Origin of the sequence: Pseudomonas sp. 43A (genome assembly GCF_013363935.1) — a bacterium.
Taxonomy (GTDB): Bacteria; Pseudomonadota; Gammaproteobacteria; order Pseudomonadales; family Pseudomonadaceae; genus Aquipseudomonas; species Aquipseudomonas crudilactis.
Window position 1 is genome coordinate 782,856 of the sequence record NZ_CP054880.1, and the last position, 18,572, is coordinate 801,427.

At 59.5% G+C, this 18,572-nt stretch carries 12 protein-coding genes and 1 pseudogene; 9 read left to right on the top strand and 4 right to left on the bottom strand.

The window, feature by feature from the left end:
- Nucleotides 1–27: 27 nt before the first annotated feature.
- Nucleotides 28–1,653, bottom strand: a complete 1,626-nt coding sequence (locus tag HUW52_RS03410; RefSeq protein WP_175552975.1) for a methyl-accepting chemotaxis protein — start codon at nucleotides 1,651–1,653, stop codon at nucleotides 28–30.
- Between the two features lie 279 nt (nucleotides 1,654–1,932).
- Here HUW52_RS03410 and HUW52_RS03415 point away from each other — a divergent pair, with 279 nt between their 5' ends.
- The 4 genes and pseudogenes from HUW52_RS03415 to HUW52_RS30660 all read left to right on the top strand — a co-directional run bounded on the left by HUW52_RS03415 (nucleotide 1,933) and on the right by HUW52_RS30660 (nucleotide 4,499).
- Nucleotides 1,933–2,163, top strand: coding sequence for a hypothetical protein (locus HUW52_RS03415; protein WP_016987570.1), 231 nt, complete (start codon nucleotides 1,933–1,935; stop codon nucleotides 2,161–2,163).
- Nucleotides 2,160–2,462, top strand: coding sequence for a cell division protein ZapA (locus HUW52_RS03420; RefSeq protein WP_016987569.1), 303 nt, complete (start codon nucleotides 2,160–2,162; stop codon nucleotides 2,460–2,462). The genes HUW52_RS03415 and HUW52_RS03420 overlap by 4 nt, the downstream gene beginning before the upstream one ends.
- Nucleotides 2,463–2,606: 144 nt before the next feature.
- Nucleotides 2,607–3,632: pseudogene (locus HUW52_RS30655) on the top strand (cache domain-containing protein); the annotation flags it as partial.
- 135 nt (nucleotides 3,633–3,767) lie between these two features.
- Nucleotides 3,768–4,499, top strand: a complete 732-nt coding sequence (locus HUW52_RS30660) for a methyl-accepting chemotaxis protein (RefSeq protein ID WP_371929254.1) — start codon at nucleotides 3,768–3,770, stop codon at nucleotides 4,497–4,499.
- A gap of 201 nt (nucleotides 4,500–4,700) precedes the next feature.
- Here the strand turns inward: HUW52_RS30660 and HUW52_RS03430 are convergent, their stop codons facing one another.
- Both HUW52_RS03430 and putA read right to left on the bottom strand, forming a co-directional pair.
- Nucleotides 4,701–6,503, bottom strand: coding sequence for an acyl-CoA dehydrogenase (locus tag HUW52_RS03430; protein ID WP_175552977.1), 1,803 nt, complete (start codon nucleotides 6,501–6,503; stop codon nucleotides 4,701–4,703).
- 259 nt (nucleotides 6,504–6,762) lie between these two features.
- On the bottom strand, nucleotides 6,763–10,716 hold the full coding sequence (gene putA / locus HUW52_RS03435; RefSeq protein WP_175552978.1) for a trifunctional transcriptional regulator/proline dehydrogenase/L-glutamate gamma-semialdehyde dehydrogenase: 3,954 nt from the start codon (nucleotides 10,714–10,716) through the stop codon (nucleotides 6,763–6,765).
- A gap of 458 nt (nucleotides 10,717–11,174) precedes the next feature.
- On the opposite strand from putA, the gene putP reads away from it, so the two are divergent.
- From putP to HUW52_RS03460, 5 genes are all read left to right on the top strand, one after another.
- Nucleotides 11,175–12,659, top strand: coding sequence for a sodium/proline symporter PutP (gene putP, locus HUW52_RS03440; protein WP_175552979.1), 1,485 nt, complete (start codon nucleotides 11,175–11,177; stop codon nucleotides 12,657–12,659).
- A gap of 353 nt (nucleotides 12,660–13,012) precedes the next feature.
- Complete coding sequence (locus HUW52_RS03445; protein ID WP_175552980.1) at nucleotides 13,013–15,028, top strand: type VI secretion system tip protein VgrG; 2,016 nt, start codon at nucleotides 13,013–13,015, stop codon at nucleotides 15,026–15,028.
- The gene (locus HUW52_RS03450) at nucleotides 15,018–15,731 is read left to right on the top strand and encodes a DUF4123 domain-containing protein (RefSeq protein WP_175552981.1); all 714 of its coding nucleotides are present in this window, start codon (nucleotides 15,018–15,020) and stop codon (nucleotides 15,729–15,731) included. Before HUW52_RS03445 ends, HUW52_RS03450 begins: the two co-directional genes overlap by 11 nt.
- Before the next feature lie 334 nt (nucleotides 15,732–16,065).
- Entirely contained in the window at nucleotides 16,066–16,383 is a 318-nt protein-coding gene (locus HUW52_RS03455) for a hypothetical protein (protein ID WP_175552982.1), read from the top strand.
- Between the two features lie 471 nt (nucleotides 16,384–16,854).
- Nucleotides 16,855–17,694: a 23S rRNA (adenine(2030)-N(6))-methyltransferase RlmJ gene (locus tag HUW52_RS03460; protein ID WP_007915674.1), complete on the top strand. Its 840-nt coding sequence runs from the start codon at nucleotides 16,855–16,857 to the stop codon at nucleotides 17,692–17,694.
- Between the two features lie 129 nt (nucleotides 17,695–17,823).
- Here HUW52_RS03460 and msrA read toward each other — a convergent pair whose 3' ends face one another.
- Nucleotides 17,824–18,489 (bottom strand): peptide-methionine (S)-S-oxide reductase MsrA, encoded by a 666-nt coding sequence (msrA, locus tag HUW52_RS03465; RefSeq protein ID WP_016985652.1) that lies wholly within the window; start codon nucleotides 18,487–18,489, stop codon nucleotides 17,824–17,826.
- Between the last annotated feature and the right edge of the window lie 83 nt (nucleotides 18,490–18,572).

An 18,572-nucleotide genomic window follows, 5' to 3' on the forward strand; every position in this document is an offset into this window, starting at 1 on the left:
TTTTGATCTTGATCTTGATCTACAGAATTACAGGCTAAACCGCCCAACCATGTTGTTCAGGTCCAGCGCCAACCGCGACAGTTCATTGCTCGCCGCACTCGTCTGATTCGCCCCAGTCGCCGATTGCACTGACAGGTCGCGGATGTTCACCAGGTTGCGATCCACTTCCCGCGCCACTTGCGCCTGTTCTTCGGCGGCGCTGGCGATCACCAGATTGCGCTCGTTGATCTCGACGATGGCGGTGTTGATGGTGTCCAGCGACATGCCGGCACCACGGGCGATGTTCAGGGTCGACTCGGCGCGCTCGGTGCTGTTGCGCATCGAATCCACGGCGTGTTCGGTACCGCTCTGAATGCTGCCGATCATCCGCTCGATTTCGCTGGTCGACTGCTGTGTGCGGTGCGCGAGGGCACGTACTTCATCGGCCACTACCGCAAAACCACGACCGGCCTCACCGGCACGCGCTGCTTCAATTGCCGCGTTCAGCGCCAGCAGGTTGGTTTGATCAGCCAGGCCACGAATCACATCCAGCACCTTGCCGATGTCACGGGATTCATTGGCCAGATCACCGATCAACGACGCAGTGCTCTGCACATCGGCGCTCATGCGTTCGATGGCGCTCACGGTTTCTTGCACCAGGTCCCGACCGTCGCCGGCGGAGGTGGTGGCGTTTTTCGAGGCTTCCGAAGTGCTCACGGCGTTGCGTGCGACTTCTTCCACAGCGCTGGTCATCTCATTGACGGCGGTGGCCGCTTGTTCGATTTCGTTGTTCTGCTGAGTCAGGCCACGGGCGCTTTCGTCGGTGACGCTGTTCAGTTCTTCAGCCGCCGAAGCCAACTGAGTCGCCGAGCCGGAAATACGCTGCAGGGTGTCACGCAGCTTCGATTGCATCTTGGCCATGGCCGCGAGCAGACGGCCTGCCTCGTCTTCACCGTCAACGTGGATCGGCTGGGTCAGGTTGCCTTCGGCGATGGTTTCCGCAGCTTCCAATGCTTTGGAGATCGGCTTGGTAATGCTCACGGTCAGCAGCCAGGCGAAGAGGAACGTCAGGCCAGTGGCGATCACCAACAACGTGACCACAAGGTTGAAAGACATCGAAAACTGCTCGCTTGCGCCTTTATCCGTGTCGGCGATTTGCTGGGTGTTGATCTCCAACAGCCGCGCCAGGGCGGTGTTCACCGCTTCCGAGTTGCTCAGCAAGTCCGAGTTGAGCATCTGCCGCAGTTCATCGATCTGATTGTTGCGCGACAGGGTTTTCATCCGGTCTTCAAGCTGGCGGTACTGCGCGAGCAACTGCACGTATTGATCGTAAGCCGCACGTTCTTGCGGGCCGTCGATCAACGGTTCGTAGGCGCGCTGGGCGTCGGCGATCTGCTTGTTGCGCAGCGCGAACAGCTCGACAGTCTTTTGTTGAACGTCCGGTTCACGATTGATCAGCAACCGATACGACAAAACGCGCAGGCGCAGGGTCAGTTGGGTGAATTCGTCGAGGGCCTTGATCGAAGGCACGCTGGCGGTGGCGATGTCTTCGCCTGCTGCGCGGATTTTGCTCATCTGATTCAGCGCGAACACACCGAGAATCAGCATCAGGCCGCCGATCAGGGCGAAGCCGGTAAACGCCCGTGGGGCGATATTCATATTGCGAAGGGACATGGGGCGGATACCAAGAGAGGGCCGCTTCCATGCGGGCTGAGACTGCGATATGGATGACTTATCGGTCATACGACTAAAGTCTTGAGGCAGTGTGCGTATTTGTCGCAGAAGGGCTTGGGCGACGAAGTGCAGGAACCAGATCGACAGATCACAGTCTTTAAAACTCGCGAGAACGGTCCGCCACCAGGAAAATCAAGGCTTTGCGCCGGTTAAACCCTGGCATCCGTGGTGACTTTTCTTTATCGTACGCGCCCTTTGAAAAACGCTTGGAAGATCAAAATGTTGGAAGCATCCCTCAGCCAATTGGAACAGCTCGTCAGCGACCTGGTGCAACAGAACCAGAGCCTTGCGCAAACCAACCAGACCCTGTCCACGGAACTGGCCCAGGCCAAGGATGAAAACGAAAGCCTGCAACTGAACCTGATGGAGCAGGAAGAGAAGCACGGCGCCACCGCTGCACGCATTCAGGCACTGGTTGATCGCGTCAACGCCGGTCCTGTCAGCGCATGAACCACCACACAGCAGGGGTAAAAGTCGTCTCCATTCTCGGGGAGGACTATTCGATCAAGGCACCGGCCGGGGAAGAACAGACCCTGCTGGACGCGGCCATGATGCTCAAGGCTGCGCTGGATGACACCAAGCGCAAATACCCGACATTGATCGGTGACCGCTTGCTGGTGCTGGCGGCGATGAATCTGTGCTCGCAGCAGATCGAAATGAAGAAGCAACACCAGGAAGAACTCGACCGTTACCAAGAGCAAGTCAGCGCCACGGTCGACACTATCGCCAAGACCATCAACCAGGGTTGATGGAGCTGCGCACAACCAAAGAATAGATTGTCGACTGGGTTGTATACAATCGGCACGGCTGTTGCATTGTTTCGGCCACTTATTCTTTGGGGGTGCTCCATGCAGTTGTGGCGACGCAGTATTCAATGGCAGCTGATTCTCAGCATGGGCACGGCCCTGCTGGTCAGCATCCTGATCGTGGTTGGCATTTATACCCTGGTGGTCAACCGCCTCGCCCAGAGCTATCTGGTCGAACAAGCACTGCCGTCGAGCATTGAAGCGACGCGCAATGATATCGAACGCATCCTCGTGCAACCGCTGACGGCGGCCAAGGATATTGCCAGCAACACGATGGTCCGCGACTGGCTCGCCTCGGGCGAAGACAGCAGCAAAACAGCGGGCTTCGCGCAGTATCTGGAAGGCATCCGCGCCGAACATAAAGCCTTTACCGCTTTGATCATCGGCACCGAATCCAATCACTACATCACCGAAAAAGGTCTGGACCGCACCCTCAGTCGTTCCAAACCGGCTGACGCGTGGTTCTATTCCTTCCTCGACAGCAATCAGCCGCGCACCCTTAATATCGACAACGACGGGGCGACCGGAGAACTGGCGCTGTTCATCGATTTGAAGGTCGAGCAGGCCGGCAAAGTGGTCGGCGTAGCCGGGCTTGGTTTGAGCATGAAGGAGCTGTCTGAGCTGATTCACAACTTCAGTTTTGGCGAGCGCGGCAGGGTCTATCTCGTGCGTTCCGATGGTTTGATTCAAGTGCATCCCGAGGCGCAATTCAGCGGTAAGCGCACCCTGGCGGAGCAGATTGGCGCCTCCGCTGCTCAAGCCGTCATGGGCCAGAAAACGGCGATCAGCAGCAGCTTCCAGAGGGATGGCGAAGACTTCCTCGCCTTCAGCCTGCCTCTGCGTGATCTGGGCTGGACATTGGTGGCCGAAGTGCCGCAGTCGCAGATCTACGCCGAAGCCCGTAAAGCAATGTGGATGAGCGGCGGTATCGGTCTGGCCGTGGCGCTGGTGTGCCTCGCCTTGGTGGTGTGGCTGGCGCAAGGGCTGGTGCGGCCGATCCGCCAGGTAACAGCGGCGCTGGTAGCAATCGGTAGCGGTGGTGGAGATTTGACCCACCGGTTAGATTCCAGCCGTGCCGATGAGTTGGGCGACCTCGCTCGCGGCTTCAACCGTTTCCTCGACAGCCAGCGCGGGATGATTGGTGAAGTGCTGACCACCAGCGAGCGTCTGCGTACGGCTGTGGGGCAAGTGGCGAAGGTGGTGGAGAACACCGCTGAGCGTTCTGGTCGTCAGCAGGAAATGACCGACATGGTTGCGACGGCGGTTCACGAGATGGGCCTGACCGTGCAGGAAATTGCGCAGAACGCCGGCAACGCGGCACTGGCCTCGCAGACCGCGCGGGATGAAGCGATGCAGGCACGGGAAGTGGTCGGTGGCTCGATCAAGCATATTGAAAGCATGTCGGATGAGATTGGCGTAGCGGCGGGTGCGGTCGGTGAGCTGGCGCATCAAGTCGCGTCGATTGATTCGGTGCTGGCGGTGATTCGTGGCGTGTCCGAGCAGACCAACCTGCTGGCACTTAATGCCGCCATCGAAGCGGCGCGGGCCGGGGATATGGGGCGCGGGTTTGCCGTGGTGGCGGATGAAGTGCGCACCCTGGCACGACGCACGCAGGCCTCCACCGATGAAATCCAGCAGATGATCGGCAGCCTCAAACAAGGCGCGGAAAACGCCGTGTCGTCGATGCGCACCGGGCAAGCAGCAACGGGCACCGGGGTTGAGTCGAGCCAGCGTACCGGGGCGTCGTTGACGGCGATTACCGGGCAGGTCGAGCGCATCAGTGATATGAACCATCAGGTGGCGACGGCGACCGAAGAGCAGTCGGCGGTGACGGAAGAGATCAACCGCAATGTGCAGGGCATTTCTGATCTGGCGCGGGCGACGGCGGGGGAGGTTCGGGCCTGTCGTGAAGACTGCCAGATGCTGCAGAAACTGGCGGATGATCTGGCGCGGCAGATGGGTGGGTTCAAGCTGAGCTGAGTGTTCAATCAGAAAAGCCCCTCACCCTAACCCTCTCCCAGAGGGAGAGGGGACTGACCGTGGAAAATTCAGGAGGAACGCCGACCTGAAAGTACTGTACTGAATCCGTAGTCGATGCGGTTTTTCAGGTCGATGTATAGCGCCAGACACCTCGGTCGGCCCCCTCTCCCCCCGGGAGAGGGTTGGGGTGAGGGTAGGTTTTCAGAACCACGCATCCTGCATCGCCAGACACGTATCATCCCGCGCCTCCAGCAACGCCAGTTCATGGTGGCAACCCGGCACTTCCCACGTCAGGAAATACCGCGCGGCCTGCAACTTGCCGTTATAGAAGTCGGCATCCGCTGAATTCCCTTTGGCCAACCCTTCCTCGGCACGAATCGCCTGTTCCAGCCAGCGCCAGCCAATCACCGTGTGCCCGAACACCTTCAGGTACAACGCCGAATTCGCCAGGCTGCTGTTGACCTTGCCCTGTGCCAGATCGGTCAGCAGGCCGATGGTCACCGTTTGCAGGCGCGCCACCAGTTTTTCCAGCGGTTCACGCAGTGCGGTCAGCGATTCGTACGCTGTAGCGCGTTCAGCGGTGTTGGCGATCAGACGAATCAGTTGCTTGAGCCCCGCGCCACCATTCTGCGCCAGTTTGCGCCCGAGCAAGTCCAGCGACTGAATGCCGTGGGTGCCTTCGTGGATCGGGTTCAAGCGGTTATCGCGGTAGTACTGCTCCACCGGGTATTCACGGGTGTAGCCGTGGCCGCCAAGAATCTGGATCGCCAGTTCGTTGGCCTTCAGGCAGAACTCCGACGGCCAGGATTTGACGATCGGCGTCAGCAGATCCAGCAATTCATGCGCCTGTTTACGCTCGGCTTCGTTCTCAAGGGTCGTGGTGTCATCGAACAAACGCGCTGCGTAAAGGCCAAGGTCAAATGCACCTTCAACGTAGGACTTCTGCGTCAACAGCATGCGTCGTACGTCCGCGTGCTGAATGATCGCCACCGGTGCAGTCGTCGGATCCTTGCTGTCCGGCACCCGCCCTTGTGGACGTTCGCGGGCATACTCCAGCGAATACAAATAACCGGCGTATCCAAGCATCACCGCACCCATGCCGACGCCGATCCGTGCCTCGTTCATCATCTGAAACATGTAGCTCAGACCGCGATGCGCCTCGCCCACCAGATAGCCGACGCATTCCCCGTTATCGCCGAAGTTCAGCGCCGTGGAGGTGGTGCCGCGCCAGCCCATCTTGTGGAACAGCCCGGCCAGCAGCACGTCATTGCGCTGGTCGAGACTGCCATCATCGTTGACCAGAAACTTCGGCACGATAAACAGCGAAATGCCTTTAACGCCCGCCGGTGCGTCCGGCAGTTTGGCCAGGACCATGTGCACGATGTTTTCCGAGAGCGGGTGATCGCCGCCGGAAATGAAGATCTTGTTGCCCTTCAGGCGATAAGTGCCGTCGGACGCCGGCTCGGCACGTGTACGAATATCCGACAGCGATGAACCGGCATGCGGCTCGGTCAGCGCCATCGTGCCGAAGAAACGCCCGTCGATCATCGGCTGCAGAAAGCGCTGTTTCTGCTCGTCGGTGCCAAAGCTCTCAATCAGATTCGCCGCGCCCATGGTCAGGAACGGGTAGGACGTCGAAGCCGCGTTGGCCGACTGGAAATGCGCGAAACAGGCTTGCGACAGCAATGTAGGCAGTTGCATGCCACCGGCGTCGAAACTTCTCGCAGCGTTGAGGAATCCGGCCTCAAGGAAGGCATCCACCGCCGGTTTCACTTCAGGAATCAGAATCGCCTGACCGTCTTCGTAGCGCGGTTCGTTCTCGTCGCCCTTGCGGTTGTGCGGTGCAAAGTATTTCTCGGCGATGTTGCGCGCGGTGCCGATGGCGGCGTCGAAGGTCTCGCGGTTGTGCTCGGCAAAGCGCTCACGCTGGGTCAGGCCCTCGGCATCAAGGACTTCATACAGCTCGAAAGCCAGATTGCGGGAACTGAGCAGCGTCTCGGACATGGCGGCTTACCTGAAATTGGGTTGGGCCGAGTCTAAGGCGGGGGAATAGAGGCTGGATAGGATGATTGATCGCGGTGATGTTAGAGCCGAGCACCAACTTAACAAACACCCAAAAACAACTGTGGGAGCGAGCTTGCTCGCGAAGAGGTCGGCACATTCAACAGATGAGTTGACTGGCAAACCGCTTTCGCGAGCAAGCTCGCTCCCACAGGGATTGTTGCTATGCCGGGCACCTATGCAGGTGCCCGGTTTATCAGTATTAGCCGATTGTCATCAAGCTGGCATTACCACCCGCCGCCGCAGTGTTAACGCTCAACGCCCGCTCGATCACCAGTCGTTCCAGCGCAATGTTGGTCTCGCCCTGGGACAGGCCCTGGACCCCAACGATCGCGCCGGCACGCTTGGCAATCTGCTGGCAAACGCCGCGCAACTGGTCGGAATGACCGTGATGCAGAACCGCATCGAACACCACCTCATCCTTGTTCCAGTCAGAAACCAGCTTGATCCGTGCCTGAATCTCCTTCGGCAGGCGTGCGAACAAGGCCTTGCTGATGTCGGACTCCGGCCATACGGCCGAACCGCCTACAGCCAATACCGCAGCCAGTTGCGTCAGCAGATCACCTTCAACCTCGGCCAGGCACAGCACGTGCTCGCGCGGCAGAATGGCGTAGCTGTTTTTCTCACCGGTCGGGCCGGCCAGAACGCGAGTGATGCCGCTCTGCGATTGCGCAGCGTACTGCACGCACAGTGTGCTCAGGTCGGCGTACTTGTTGCTTTCAGCCCAGGCTTTCAAGGCGTTCAGCGGTTTGCTCATGGCGTCGCGCAAACGAACGTCCGGGGCCATGGCAGCATCACCGCGAGCGAAGGATTGTTCGATGGCGTCGGTAGGACGGGTCGCCAGCAAACGGTACAGATACAGCGGGCCACCGGCTTTCGGGCCTGTGCCCGACAGGCCTTCGCCGCCGAACGGCTGCACGCCAACCACGGCACCCACGATGTTGCGGTTGACGTAGACGTTACCGGCGTTGACGTTGTCGATCACCTTGGCGATGGTCTCGTCGATGCGCGTGTGTACGCCCAGTGTCAGGCCATAACCGGAAGCGTTGATCTGAGCGATCAGTTGATCGATTTCTTTACGCTTGTAGCGCACCACGTGCAGCACCGGGCCGAAGATCTCGCGTTGCAGCTCGTCAAAGCTTTCCAGCTCGATCAGGGTCGGCATGACGAAGGTGCCGCGTTTGACCTCTTCGGTGTCGGCAATCGCCACCTGGTACACGTTGCGACCTTTGTCGCGCATGCCCTGGATGTGCTTGTCGATGCCAGCCTTGGCTTCGGCGTCGATCACCGGGCCGATGTCCACGGACAAGCGCTCAGGGTTGCCGAGACGGCTTTCGGCCATGGCACCTTTGAGCATTTCGATGACGCGATCGGCGGAATCTTCCTGCAGGCACAGGACCCGCAGCGCCGAGCAACGCTGACCGGCGCTGTCGAAGGCCGAGGACACCACGTCGATCACGACTTGTTCGGTCAGTGCCGAGGAGTCGACGATCATCGCGTTCTGGCCACCGGTTTCAGCGATCAGCGGAATCGGACGGCCCTGGCTGTCGAGACGGCCAGCAATATTACGTTGCAGCAGACGCGCGACTTCGGTGGAACCGGTGAACATCACGCCTTTGACGCGCTCATCGCCAACCAGGCCGGCGCCAACGGTTTCACCGCGACCCGGCAGCAGTTGCAGCACGCCTTCCGGAATCCCGGCTTCGAGCAGCAAGCGCACGGCTTGTGCGGCAACCAGCGGCGTTTGTTCGGCAGGCTTGGCCAGTACCGGGTTACCGGCAGCCAATGCGGCAGCGACTTGACCGCTGAAGATCGCCAGCGGGAAGTTCCACGGGCTGATGCACACCACTGGACCCAATGGGCGGTGGGCGTCGTTGCTGAAATCGTTGCGCGCCTGCACTGCGTAATAACGCAGGAAGTCGACGGCTTCGCGAACTTCGGCGATGGCGTTGGCGAAAGTCTTGCCGGCTTCACGCGCCAACAGGCCCATCAGCGGCTGGATCTCGCCTTCCATCAAGTCGGCGGCACGTTCCAGAATCGCCGCACGTTCGGCCGGCGGGGTAGCCTGCCAGATCGGCGCGGCGTTCAGCGCGCATTGAATGGCGTTGTCGACGTCTTCGACGGTGGCTTCCTGAACATGGCCGACCACATCGCGGTGATCCGCCGGGTTCAGCACCGGTGCCGGAGCTTCGGTGCTGGAGGCGCAACCGAGCATCGGCGCGGCTTTCCAGTCGGTGTGCGCGGTGGCCAGCAAAGCGCAGGACAGCGAAGCCAGACGATGTTCGTTGGCCATGTCGATGCCGCTGGAGTTGGCGCGCTCAGCACCGTAAAGATCACGCGGCAGCGGGATGCGCGGGTGCGGCAGGCCGAAACCACCTTCCACGGTCGCCATCTGCTCGATCTGCGCCACCGGATCGGCCACCAGTTCCTGAATCGAAATCGACTGGTCGGCGATTCGGTTGACGAACGAGGTGTTTGCACCGTTTTCCAGCAAGCGACGTACGAGGTAGGCGAGCAGGGTTTCGTGAGTACCGACCGGCGCGTACACGCGGCACGGACGGTTCAGCTTGCCTTCGGAAACTTTGCCAACAACTTGTTCGTAAAGCGGTTCGCCCATGCCGTGCAGGCACTGGAATTCGTACTGGCCCGGGTAATAGTTCTGACCGGCAATGTGGTAAATCGCCGACAGGGTGTGGGCGTTGTGCGTGGCGAACTGCGGGTAGATGACTTCCGGCACCGACAGCAGTTTGCGTGCGCAGGCGATGTAGGAAACGTCGGTGTACACCTTGCGGGTGTAGACCGGATAGCCTTCCAGGCCTTCGACCTGGGCACGCTTGATTTCGCTGTCCCAGTACGCGCCTTTCACCAGACGGATCATCAAGCGATGACGGCTGCGACGGGCCAGATCGATCACATAGTCGATCACGTACGGGCAACGCTTCTGGTAAGCCTGGATGACGAAACCGATGCCGTTCCAGCCGGTCAGTTGCGGCTCGAAGCACAGACGCTCGAGCAGATCCAGCGACAGTTCGAGACGGTCGGCTTCTTCAGCGTCGATGTTCAGGCCGATGTCGTATTGCTTGGCCAGCAGGGTCAGAGACAGCAGGCGCGGGTACAGCTCGTCCATCACACGCTCGTACTGCGCACGGCTGTAACGCGGGTGCAGTGCCGACAGTTTGATCGAGATGCCCGGGCCTTCATAAATCCCACGACCGTGGGACGCTTTGCCGATCGAGTGAATGGCTTGTTCGTACGACGCCAGGTACTTCTGCGCATCGTGTTCGGTCAGCGCCGCTTCACCGAGCATGTCGTAGGAATAACGGAAGCCCTTGGCTTCGAACTTGCTCGCGTTGGCCAGTGCTTCAGCGATGGTTTCGCCGGTGACGAATTGCTCGCCCATCAGGCGCATGGCCATGTCGACGCCCTTGCGGATCATCGGCTCGCCGCTCTTGCCGATGATGCGGCTCAGCGACGACGTCAGGCCGGCTTCGTTGTGCGTCGAGACCAGTTTGCCGGTCAGCAGCAGGCCCCAAGTGGCCGCGTTGACAAACAGCGACGGGCTGTTGCCCAGGTGCGGGTGCCAGTTACCGGTGCTGATCTTGTCGCGGATCAGTGCATCGCGAGTGCCTTTGTCCGGGATACGCAGCAGTGCTTCGGCCAGGCACATCAGCGCTACGCCTTCCTGTGAAGACAGGGAGAATTCCTGCAGCAGACCCTGAACAATGCCTGCACGACCGCCGGCACTTTTCTGGTTACGCAGTTTTTCCGCGATGGAGGCGGCGAGTTTGTTGGTGGCTTCAGCCATGGCGACCGGCAGGCGAGCCTGCTCGATCAGCATCGGCACCACTTCCGGCTCAGGGCGACGGTAAGCGGCGGTGATCGAAGCGCGCAGAACGGATTGCGGCAGGATGCTTTCGGCGAATTCGAGGAAGCATTGGTGGGCGTGATCGGAGTGCACTTCGCCCGCCTCATCGGCGTCCTTGGCGGTCAAACCGTTCAGCTCAGTCAGGGTTGCACCACCCTCGAGTTTCTCCAGGTAATTGAAAATTGCCTGCTTGATCAGCCAGTGCGGTGTGCGATCAATCGAGGTTGCGGCGGCCTTCAGGCGTTCGCGGGTCGGGTCATCGAGTTTGACCCCAAGGGTGGTGGTAGCCATATTTTTATCCTCATGGTTGCCACAGTTGCGTGGCATCAGCTGGCGGCAAGATTAGCCGTGCGCCGAAAGAGGTGCAACCGGGTGCAACCCTTTTTTTGTCGGAATAATAGGCAACTCGTCAGGAATTATTTTCTGGTACGGAAGTGCTGCTCCCGCTTGGTGCTTTTGCTTCTAGCAAAGGGCCATGACTGCCACAAAAGGGAGCAAAAACGGGGTGGTCGTCGATAAATCCGATTGGGTGCAACTAATTCTCACGAAACTGGTTGCACCTTATTTGATTTGTTGCATAGCATTCGCGCCCAAGGTGCAACCGGGAATAACCCGGTGTACCGGCTGATGGCTTTCCTGGGGAAACATCAGTCCTAAATGCGCGGGATCCCGGATCGTCTGCCAAACGTCGTCGTTTGCGTGCGGTTCACCACCGCCGCTACATAAAAACAAAGCCAGGGCGTAACTCAATGAGCGTAAGCAATCCAACCCTGATCACGTTCGTGATCTACATCGCAGCAATGGTGCTGATCGGCTTGATGGCCTATCGCTCCACCAACAACCTTTCTGACTATATTCTCGGTGGTCGCAGCCTCGGCAGCGTCGTCACCGCGCTGTCTGCCGGTGCGTCCGACATGAGCGGCTGGTTGTTGATGGGCCTGCCGGGTGCCATCTACATGTCCGGTCTGTCCGAAAGCTGGATCGCCATCGGTCTGATCATCGGTGCCTACCTGAACTGGCTGTTCGTTGCCGGCCGTCTGCGCGTGCAGACCGAGCACAACGGCGATGCCCTGACCCTGCCGGACTACTTCGCCAGCCGTTTTGAAGACAAAAGCGGCCTGCTGCGGATCATTTCGGCGATCGTGATTCTGGTGTTCTTCACCATTTACTGCGCTTCCGGCATTGTGGCCGGTGCCCGTCTGTTCGAAAGCACCTTCGGCATGTCTTACGAGACCGCGCTGTGGGCCGGTGCTGCGGCGACAATTGCCTACACCTTTATCGGTGGCTTCCTGGCCGTGAGCTGGACCGACACCGTACAAGCCACGCTGATGATTTTCGCGCTGATCCTTACGCCGATCATCGTCCTGCTGGCCACCGGCGGCGTCGACACCACGTTCCTGGCGATCGAAGCACAAGATCCAAGCAACTTCGACATGCTCAAAGGCACTACCTTCATCGGCATCATCTCGCTGATGGGCTGGGGTTTGGGCTACTTCGGTCAGCCGCACATCCTCGCGCGTTTCATGGCCGCGGATTCGGTGAAGTCGATCGCCAAGGCTCGTCGCATTTCCATGACCTGGATGATCCTGTGCCTGGGCGGCACCGTGGCCGTGGGCTTCTTCGGTATCGCTTACTTCTCGGCGCACCCGGAAGTGGCCGGTCCCGTGACCGAGAACCACGAGCGCGTGTTCATCGAACTGGCGAAAATCCTCTTCAACCCTTGGATTGCCGGTGTGCTGCTGTCGGCCATCCTGGCTGCGGTGATGAGCACCCTGAGCTGCCAGTTGCTGGTGTGCTCGAGCGCCCTGACCGAAGACTTCTACAAAACCTTCCTGCGTAAATCCGCTTCCCAGGTTGAACTGGTGTGGGTCGGCCGCGCGATGGTGCTGCTGGTCGCCCTGATCGCGATCGGTCTGGCCGCCAACCCGGAAAACCGCGTACTGGGTCTGGTGTCCTACGCTTGGGCCGGTTTCGGTGCCGCGTTCGGTCCGGTTGTGCTGATCTCGGTGGTCTGGAAAGGCATGACCCGCGACGGCGCACTGGCCGGTATCCTGGTCGGCGCGATCACCGTGGTGGTCTGGAAGCATTTCGAACTGCTGGGTCTGTACGAAATCATCCCGGGCTTCATCTTCGCCAGCCTGGCCATCTACATTGTCAGCAAGCTCGGTTCGCCGACTGCTGGCATGGTGCAGCGCTTCGAAGCGGCGGAAAAAGATTTCCACCTGAACAAGTAATGCCCTGAGCTCCGGCTCACCCGAAAACGGCCCGTTTCCTACAGGAGACGGGCCGTTTTTTTGTGCCTGTGATTTCTTGTCGACGCTGAAGATCCCATGTGGGAGCGAGCTTGCTCGCGAAGGCGTCGTGCCAGTCGATGGAGATTCTGGCTGATAGGCCGCTTTCGCGAGCAAGCTCGCTCCCACATGGGATGTAGGCACTCTCGAAGGATTTGTCTGTAGTTGCATGCGCCAACTTTTGCAGGGGTTTTCAGCAATGAAAGTAGGGCAAATCTGATTTTCCCGTCACCCACTCATCACCCCTTGCCCCTCATGCAGAATCGCCCGCCCTTCATTTTGCAGAGAGACATCGGATGTTCGCGCCTGCCAATCAACCGCGTTTCACGTTGACCCTCGAAGGCGCCCAGCATGACCTCAAGGTCCTTGAGTTCACGGGCAAGGAAGCCATCAGCGAACCTTTTCGCTTCGAGCTGGAAATGGTCAGTGAGCGACCGGATCTGGATCTTGAGAGCCTGCTGCACTGTCAGGCGTTTCTGAGCTTTGATGCGGACGGTTCCGGCGTTCACGGTCAGATTTATCAGGTCGGGCAGGGTGATTCCGGGAAACGTCTGACGCGCTATCACCTGAGCCTCGTCCCACGTCTGACGTATCTGGGACACCGCATCAATCAGCGGATTTTCCAGCATCAGAGCGTGCCGCAAATTGTTGCGCAGGTGCTTAAGGATCACGCGATCCTTCGGGATGCTTTCGAGTTTCGGTTAGGCAGCGAATACCCGGTTCGTGAGTATTGCGTGCAGTATGCCGAAAGCGATCTGGCGTTCATCCAGCGCCTGTGTGCCGAGGTCGGCATTCATTACCACTTTCAGCACAGCCTCGACGCGCACGTACTGGTGTTCGGTGATGATCAGACGGTGTTTCCAAAACTGGCCACGCCGACCCTTTATCTGCCGGGCAGTGGCATGTCTGCAGGAGCCCCGGCGATTCAGCGTTTCAACGTGCGCGTGGAAACCCGCACCAGCGTGGTGACCCGGCGCGATTACAACTTTGAAAAACCGCGGCTGCATTTGCAAAGCCGTATCGACGGCGAGCAGCGCCCAGTGCTGGAGGACTATCATTTCCCTGGCCAATTCAATGATCGGGACACCGGCAAGCATCTCGCTCAGCGGGCACTTGAGCGGCATGTCGCCGATTTCCGTCAGGCCGAGGGCATCAGCGATGAATCCGCGTTGGTTTGCGGACATTTCCTGCAACTGAGTGAACATCCGCGCCACGACTGGAATGACCTGTGGCTGCTGACCGCCGTTGAACACCATGGCCGCCAGCCGCAAGTGCTGGAGGAATCGGTGACCAGCGATGGCGAAGCTTTCCAGGGTTACCGTAATACCTTTCTCGCGACGCCGTGGGACGTGTTCTTCCGCCCGGCGCTGGGGCCGGAGAAGCCGCGCATGCTCGGCTATCAACCGGCGGTTGTAACCGGGCCGAAAGATACGGAAATCCACTGCGACGAGTATGGCCGGGTCAAGGTGCAACTGGCCTGGGATCGCGACGGTGAATTGAACGAGCATTCCAGTTGTTGGCTGCGCGTTGCCAGCGGTTGGGCCCATGACCGTTACGGCAGTGTGTTGATTCCGCGAGTCGGCATGGAGGTGCTGGTCGGTTTCATCGATGCCGACGCCGACAAACCTTTGGTCGTGGGCTGCCTGCCCAACGCCGCGACGCCGATTCCGCTGGATCTGCCGGCGGACAAGACTCGTAGCATTTTCCGCAGTCAGAGCAGCCCCGGCGGTGGCGGCTACAACGAACTGCGCATCGAGGATAAGAAAGGCGCTGAGGAAATCTATCTGCGCGCCCAGCGTAACTGGACGCAGCATGTATTGAACGATCAACAGGTGCAGGTTGATAACCAGCGCAGCATCGTCGTCACCGGCACCGCGCGGCATGAGTTGAAGGCTGATGAACAGCGCATCACCCACGGCCAGCGACAGACCGAAGTGAAGCAGGACGATCATCTGAGCGTGATCGGCGACCGTCATGTTCGCGTGAGCAATCAGGCGATCAGCGCCAGTGGGCAATTCCACGTCAGCGCCGGTCAGCAAGTGGTCATCGACGGCGGCGCGAGTGCGACGATTCAGGCTGGCGGACAGTGGATCAACATCGGCCCCGGCGGGATTTTCAGCAGCGTACCGATTGTCGTGGGCGGCGCGCCGATGGCGGCGATGAGTGCCGCGCCGGTTGTACCGGGATTGCCGGAGAAACTCGCCGCCGCGCCGGCTGCCATACTGACGGCTGCACAAATCATGAGCTTCAAGGGTGACGCGCCATTCTGCGAAGAGTGTGAACGTTGTAAGGATGGTCTCTGTGCAGCCTGATTTTCTTTTGCCTGCCGAATGGTTGGCGCGTGAACCGTTGAAAACTTCCGAGCAGTTGTTTGCGGTTTTCAGTAATGCCAATGAGGCAAAACCGCCTGCCGCTTGGCGAGAAACGGCGAGCCCGATCTGGGCCGAGACGATTTATGCCGGGTGGGATGCGGTGATGCCTTGCGTGGGAATTGTCGCCGCCGACAGTGAGTTTCTGCATTGGGTCACCACCACCGAGTCGCGGGATTGGGGTTGGCTGGCGGTGTCTTCGGCGAGCCTTGAAGAGGTGGTGGCGCACTTTCGCAGCCTGACCCAAGTGCTGATGCCGGGCGGCAAAACGGTGTTTTTTCGTTTTTGGGACGGGCGGTTTCTGTTGCCGATTCTTCAGGTCGATGAGGTGGATGCGGCACAACTGTTTCCGCTGATCGGGCGTTGTTTGATCAATGGGCAGGCGCTGGATATCGGTGGCAGGGCGCTGGTATCGGGGCGGGTATTCCCGTGGTGGCAGGTGCCGGAGTCGGTGCTGGCGCAGCAGGGCAATGATGTTCGAACGGCCAATGCGTTGCAGTGGTTGAGCGAAGAACATCCGACCCTTTTCGAGGCGTTTTCCGAGGCGGTTTTGCGTTGCAAGGTGAGGCGGTTTTTTCAGGTTTCAATGTCGGAAGATTCGTCGCAATCGGCGTTGCTGGCGTTTTTGCTGGCAGAGTCGGAGTGAGTTTTCGGGGCGAAGGTCTCGGACGATTCCTTCGAGTTGCGGCGGTTTTCATGAACTGGTGGGCGGTGGGTTGCAGGGATAGTCTTTTCGTTGTCACTGCGAGAGCGGTGGCAGGGTGTAGGAACCCTTGGAATTTACCGTGCACCAGCCCTGTTGTCTGATTGCGGCACCTAACGTGTGTCCGTGACGTCTTTAGCGGCGGCTGTGCGCGGGAACGCTTCGGCGTAGCTGAGTTTTTGGCTGGTTCCTCAGTTTCCTACTCTCGCGTACGGCTGCCACCCAAACCTGTAGGAAGGTCATTGGTAGCCTCATTTAATCAGTTGAGGTGCAAAATATGACAACGCTTGAACCGGCTCCACCCTACGAAAAGATCATCCCCCATCCCGACAACCGCTTCATGGCTCTCACCGGCAATTGCAGTGACATGCCGACCCTGTTCATCGACACCCACGTACCCCTCGACATCCTTATGGACGCCGCCAACCATCGCCTGCGCGCCGTGATCCAGGTGCTGGAAAACATGTGCATGCGCGGCTCGGTCGAATGCGACTCCGTCATCCTCAGCGACTTCGCCCAGCTCTGCGTGATTCCTTTGCGCGACGGCTGTGATGTGCTCGATGTCATCGGCAGGCGCCTGCGCAGCATGCCCTAAAAGCAAAGCCCCTCACCCTAACCCTCTCCCAGAGGGAGAGGGGACTGACCGAGGTGTCTGGGTGATGTACACCGACTTGCGACTTCAGTGGTGAACTTGGCTTGGCCAAGCCTGGATGGTGGTGTTCTTTCGGGGGACTGACCGAGGTGTCTGGGTAATGTGCGCCGACTTGCGACTTCAGTGGTGAACTTGGCTTGGCCAAGCTTGGATATGCGTTGTTGTTTCGGGGGGGACTGGCTGAGGTGTATGGGGGATGCACGCCAACTTGCGACTTCCCCGCTGATCTTCGCTTGGCCAAGCCTGAGATCACGCTGATCTTTCAGGTCGATGTAACTCGCAAGATCACCACCGTCAGTCCCCTCTCCCTCCGGGAGAGGGCTAGGGTGAGGGCAGGCTTTTGTCCGCTCGGCTGTGAACCCCTGACTTGCCGCCCGGTAAAAGGTAAACTTTGCGCCCTTCGCAGGAGCAGCCATGAATTATCGTCACGCCTTCCATGCCGGCAATCACGCCGATGTGTTCAAACACCTGACCTTGACCCGCCTCATCGCCCTGATGTCGCGCAAGGAGCAGCCGTTTGCCTATCTCGACACGCACGCCGGCATCGGTCTGTATGACTTGCAGGGCGATCAGGCCAACCGTACCGGTGAATATCTGGAAGGCATCGCGCGCTTGTGGGATCAGCCGGATCTGCCGGCGCTGACCGCCGACTACATGAAGGTGCTGCACGAGATGAACCCGGACGGCCAGTTGCGCTACTACCCGGGTTCGCCGGAGCTGGCGCGGCGCCTGACCCGCCCGCAGGATCGGGTGATGCTCAACGAGAAGCACCCGGAAGACGGCGTGCTGCTCAAGGACAACATGGCTGGCGATCGTCGGGTCAAGGTTCATCTCGGCGAAGGCTGGCACGTCGCGCGGGCGATGTTGCCGGTGCAGGAGAAGCGCGCGGTGATGTTGATTGATCCGCCGTTCGAGCAGCTCGATGAGATGCAGCGTTGCGCGGCGTCATTGAAAGAGGCGATTGGTCGTATGCGCCAAACCGTGGCGGCGATCTGGTATCCAGTGAAGGACCAGCGTGCGTTGCGCCGTTTCTATCAGGATCTGGCTGGCACCGGTGCGCCGAAATTGCTGCGTGTGGAGCTGCTGGTGCATCCGCTGGACACACCGAACAGCCTGAACGGTTCGGGCATGGCGATTGCCAATCCGCCGTGGGGGTTGGAAGAGGAGTTGCGTGAGCTGCTGCCGTGGTTGTCGAAGAAACTTGGGCAGACACAGGGCGGGTGGCAGATGGATTGGTTGATTGCCGAGAGCTGATCAACGGCAAGATCAAAAGATCGCAGCCTGCGGCAGCTCCTACACGGTTCGGCGTCGTCCACCAATGTGCGGACGATCACTGATCTCCTTTAGGAGCTGCCGCAGGCTGCGATCTTTTGCTTTCAGGATTTAATTACCCGCCAGGCTCGCTGGCATGCACACGCCGGTGCCGCCAATCCCGCAATAGCCTTCAGGATTCTTCGCCAGATATTGCTGGTGATACGTCTCGGCGAAGTACACGGTCGGCGCCTGTTCGATCTCGGTGCTGATTTCCCCCAGACCCGCTTTCGACAGCTCGGCCTGATAGGTCGCTTTGCTTTTCAGCGCAGCATCCAGATGCTCAGGCGAGGTCGCGTAGATCACCGAGCGGTACTGCGTGCCGATGTCGTTGCCCTGGCGCATGCCCTGCGTCGGGTTGTGCAATTCCCAGAACATCGCCAGCAGCTCTTCGTAGCTGACTTTGGCCTTGTCATACACCACCAGTACCACTTCAGCGTGGCCGGTCAGGCCCGAGCAGACTTCTTCGTAGGTCGGGTTCGGCGTGAAACCGCCGGCATAACCGACGACGGTGCTGACCACGCCTTCACGCTGCCAGAAGCGGCGCTCGGCGCCCCAGAAGCAGCCCAGACCGAAGATCGCAAAGTCGACGTCCTGGAAAAACGGGCCAAGCAGCGGGGTTTCTTCAAACACGAAGTGCTTTTCAGGCAGGGTCATCGCGGTTTCGCGGCCGGGCAGAGCTTGTTCTTTAGTCGGGAGCACGTTTTTGTTCACCAGAATTTCCGAGCGCAGAACCATGATCGTTCCTCTCAGTCAGGTTGGATGTAAAAAGTCAGACCGCCAGTGTGCCCAATGATGCCCGATTTCGCACTATTGAAATG

Excerpts from the sequence above, each read along its gene's own strand:
- HUW52_RS03410 (WP_175552975.1), bottom strand. The coding sequence starts at position 1,653 with ATGTCCCTTCGCAATATGAATATCGCCCCACGGGCGTTTACCGGCTTC.
- HUW52_RS03415 (WP_016987570.1), top strand. The coding sequence starts at position 1,933 with ATGTTGGAAGCATCCCTCAGCCAATTGGAACAGCTCGTCAGCGACCTG.
- HUW52_RS03420 (WP_016987569.1), top strand. The coding sequence starts at position 2,160 with ATGAACCACCACACAGCAGGGGTAAAAGTCGTCTCCATTCTCGGGGAG.
- HUW52_RS30660 (WP_371929254.1), top strand. The coding sequence starts at position 3,768 with ATGGTTGCGACGGCGGTTCACGAGATGGGCCTGACCGTGCAGGAAATT.
- HUW52_RS03430 (WP_175552977.1), bottom strand. The coding sequence starts at position 6,503 with ATGTCCGAGACGCTGCTCAGTTCCCGCAATCTGGCTTTCGAGCTGTAT.
- putA (WP_175552978.1), bottom strand. The coding sequence starts at position 10,716 with ATGGCTACCACCACCCTTGGGGTCAAACTCGATGACCCGACCCGCGAA.
- putP (WP_175552979.1), top strand. The coding sequence starts at position 11,175 with ATGAGCGTAAGCAATCCAACCCTGATCACGTTCGTGATCTACATCGCA.
- HUW52_RS03445 (WP_175552980.1), top strand. The coding sequence starts at position 13,013 with ATGTTCGCGCCTGCCAATCAACCGCGTTTCACGTTGACCCTCGAAGGC.
- HUW52_RS03455 (WP_175552982.1), top strand. The coding sequence starts at position 16,066 with ATGACAACGCTTGAACCGGCTCCACCCTACGAAAAGATCATCCCCCAT.
- HUW52_RS03460 (WP_007915674.1), top strand. The coding sequence starts at position 16,855 with ATGAATTATCGTCACGCCTTCCATGCCGGCAATCACGCCGATGTGTTC.
- msrA (WP_016985652.1), bottom strand. The coding sequence starts at position 18,489 with ATGGTTCTGCGCTCGGAAATTCTGGTGAACAAAAACGTGCTCCCGACT.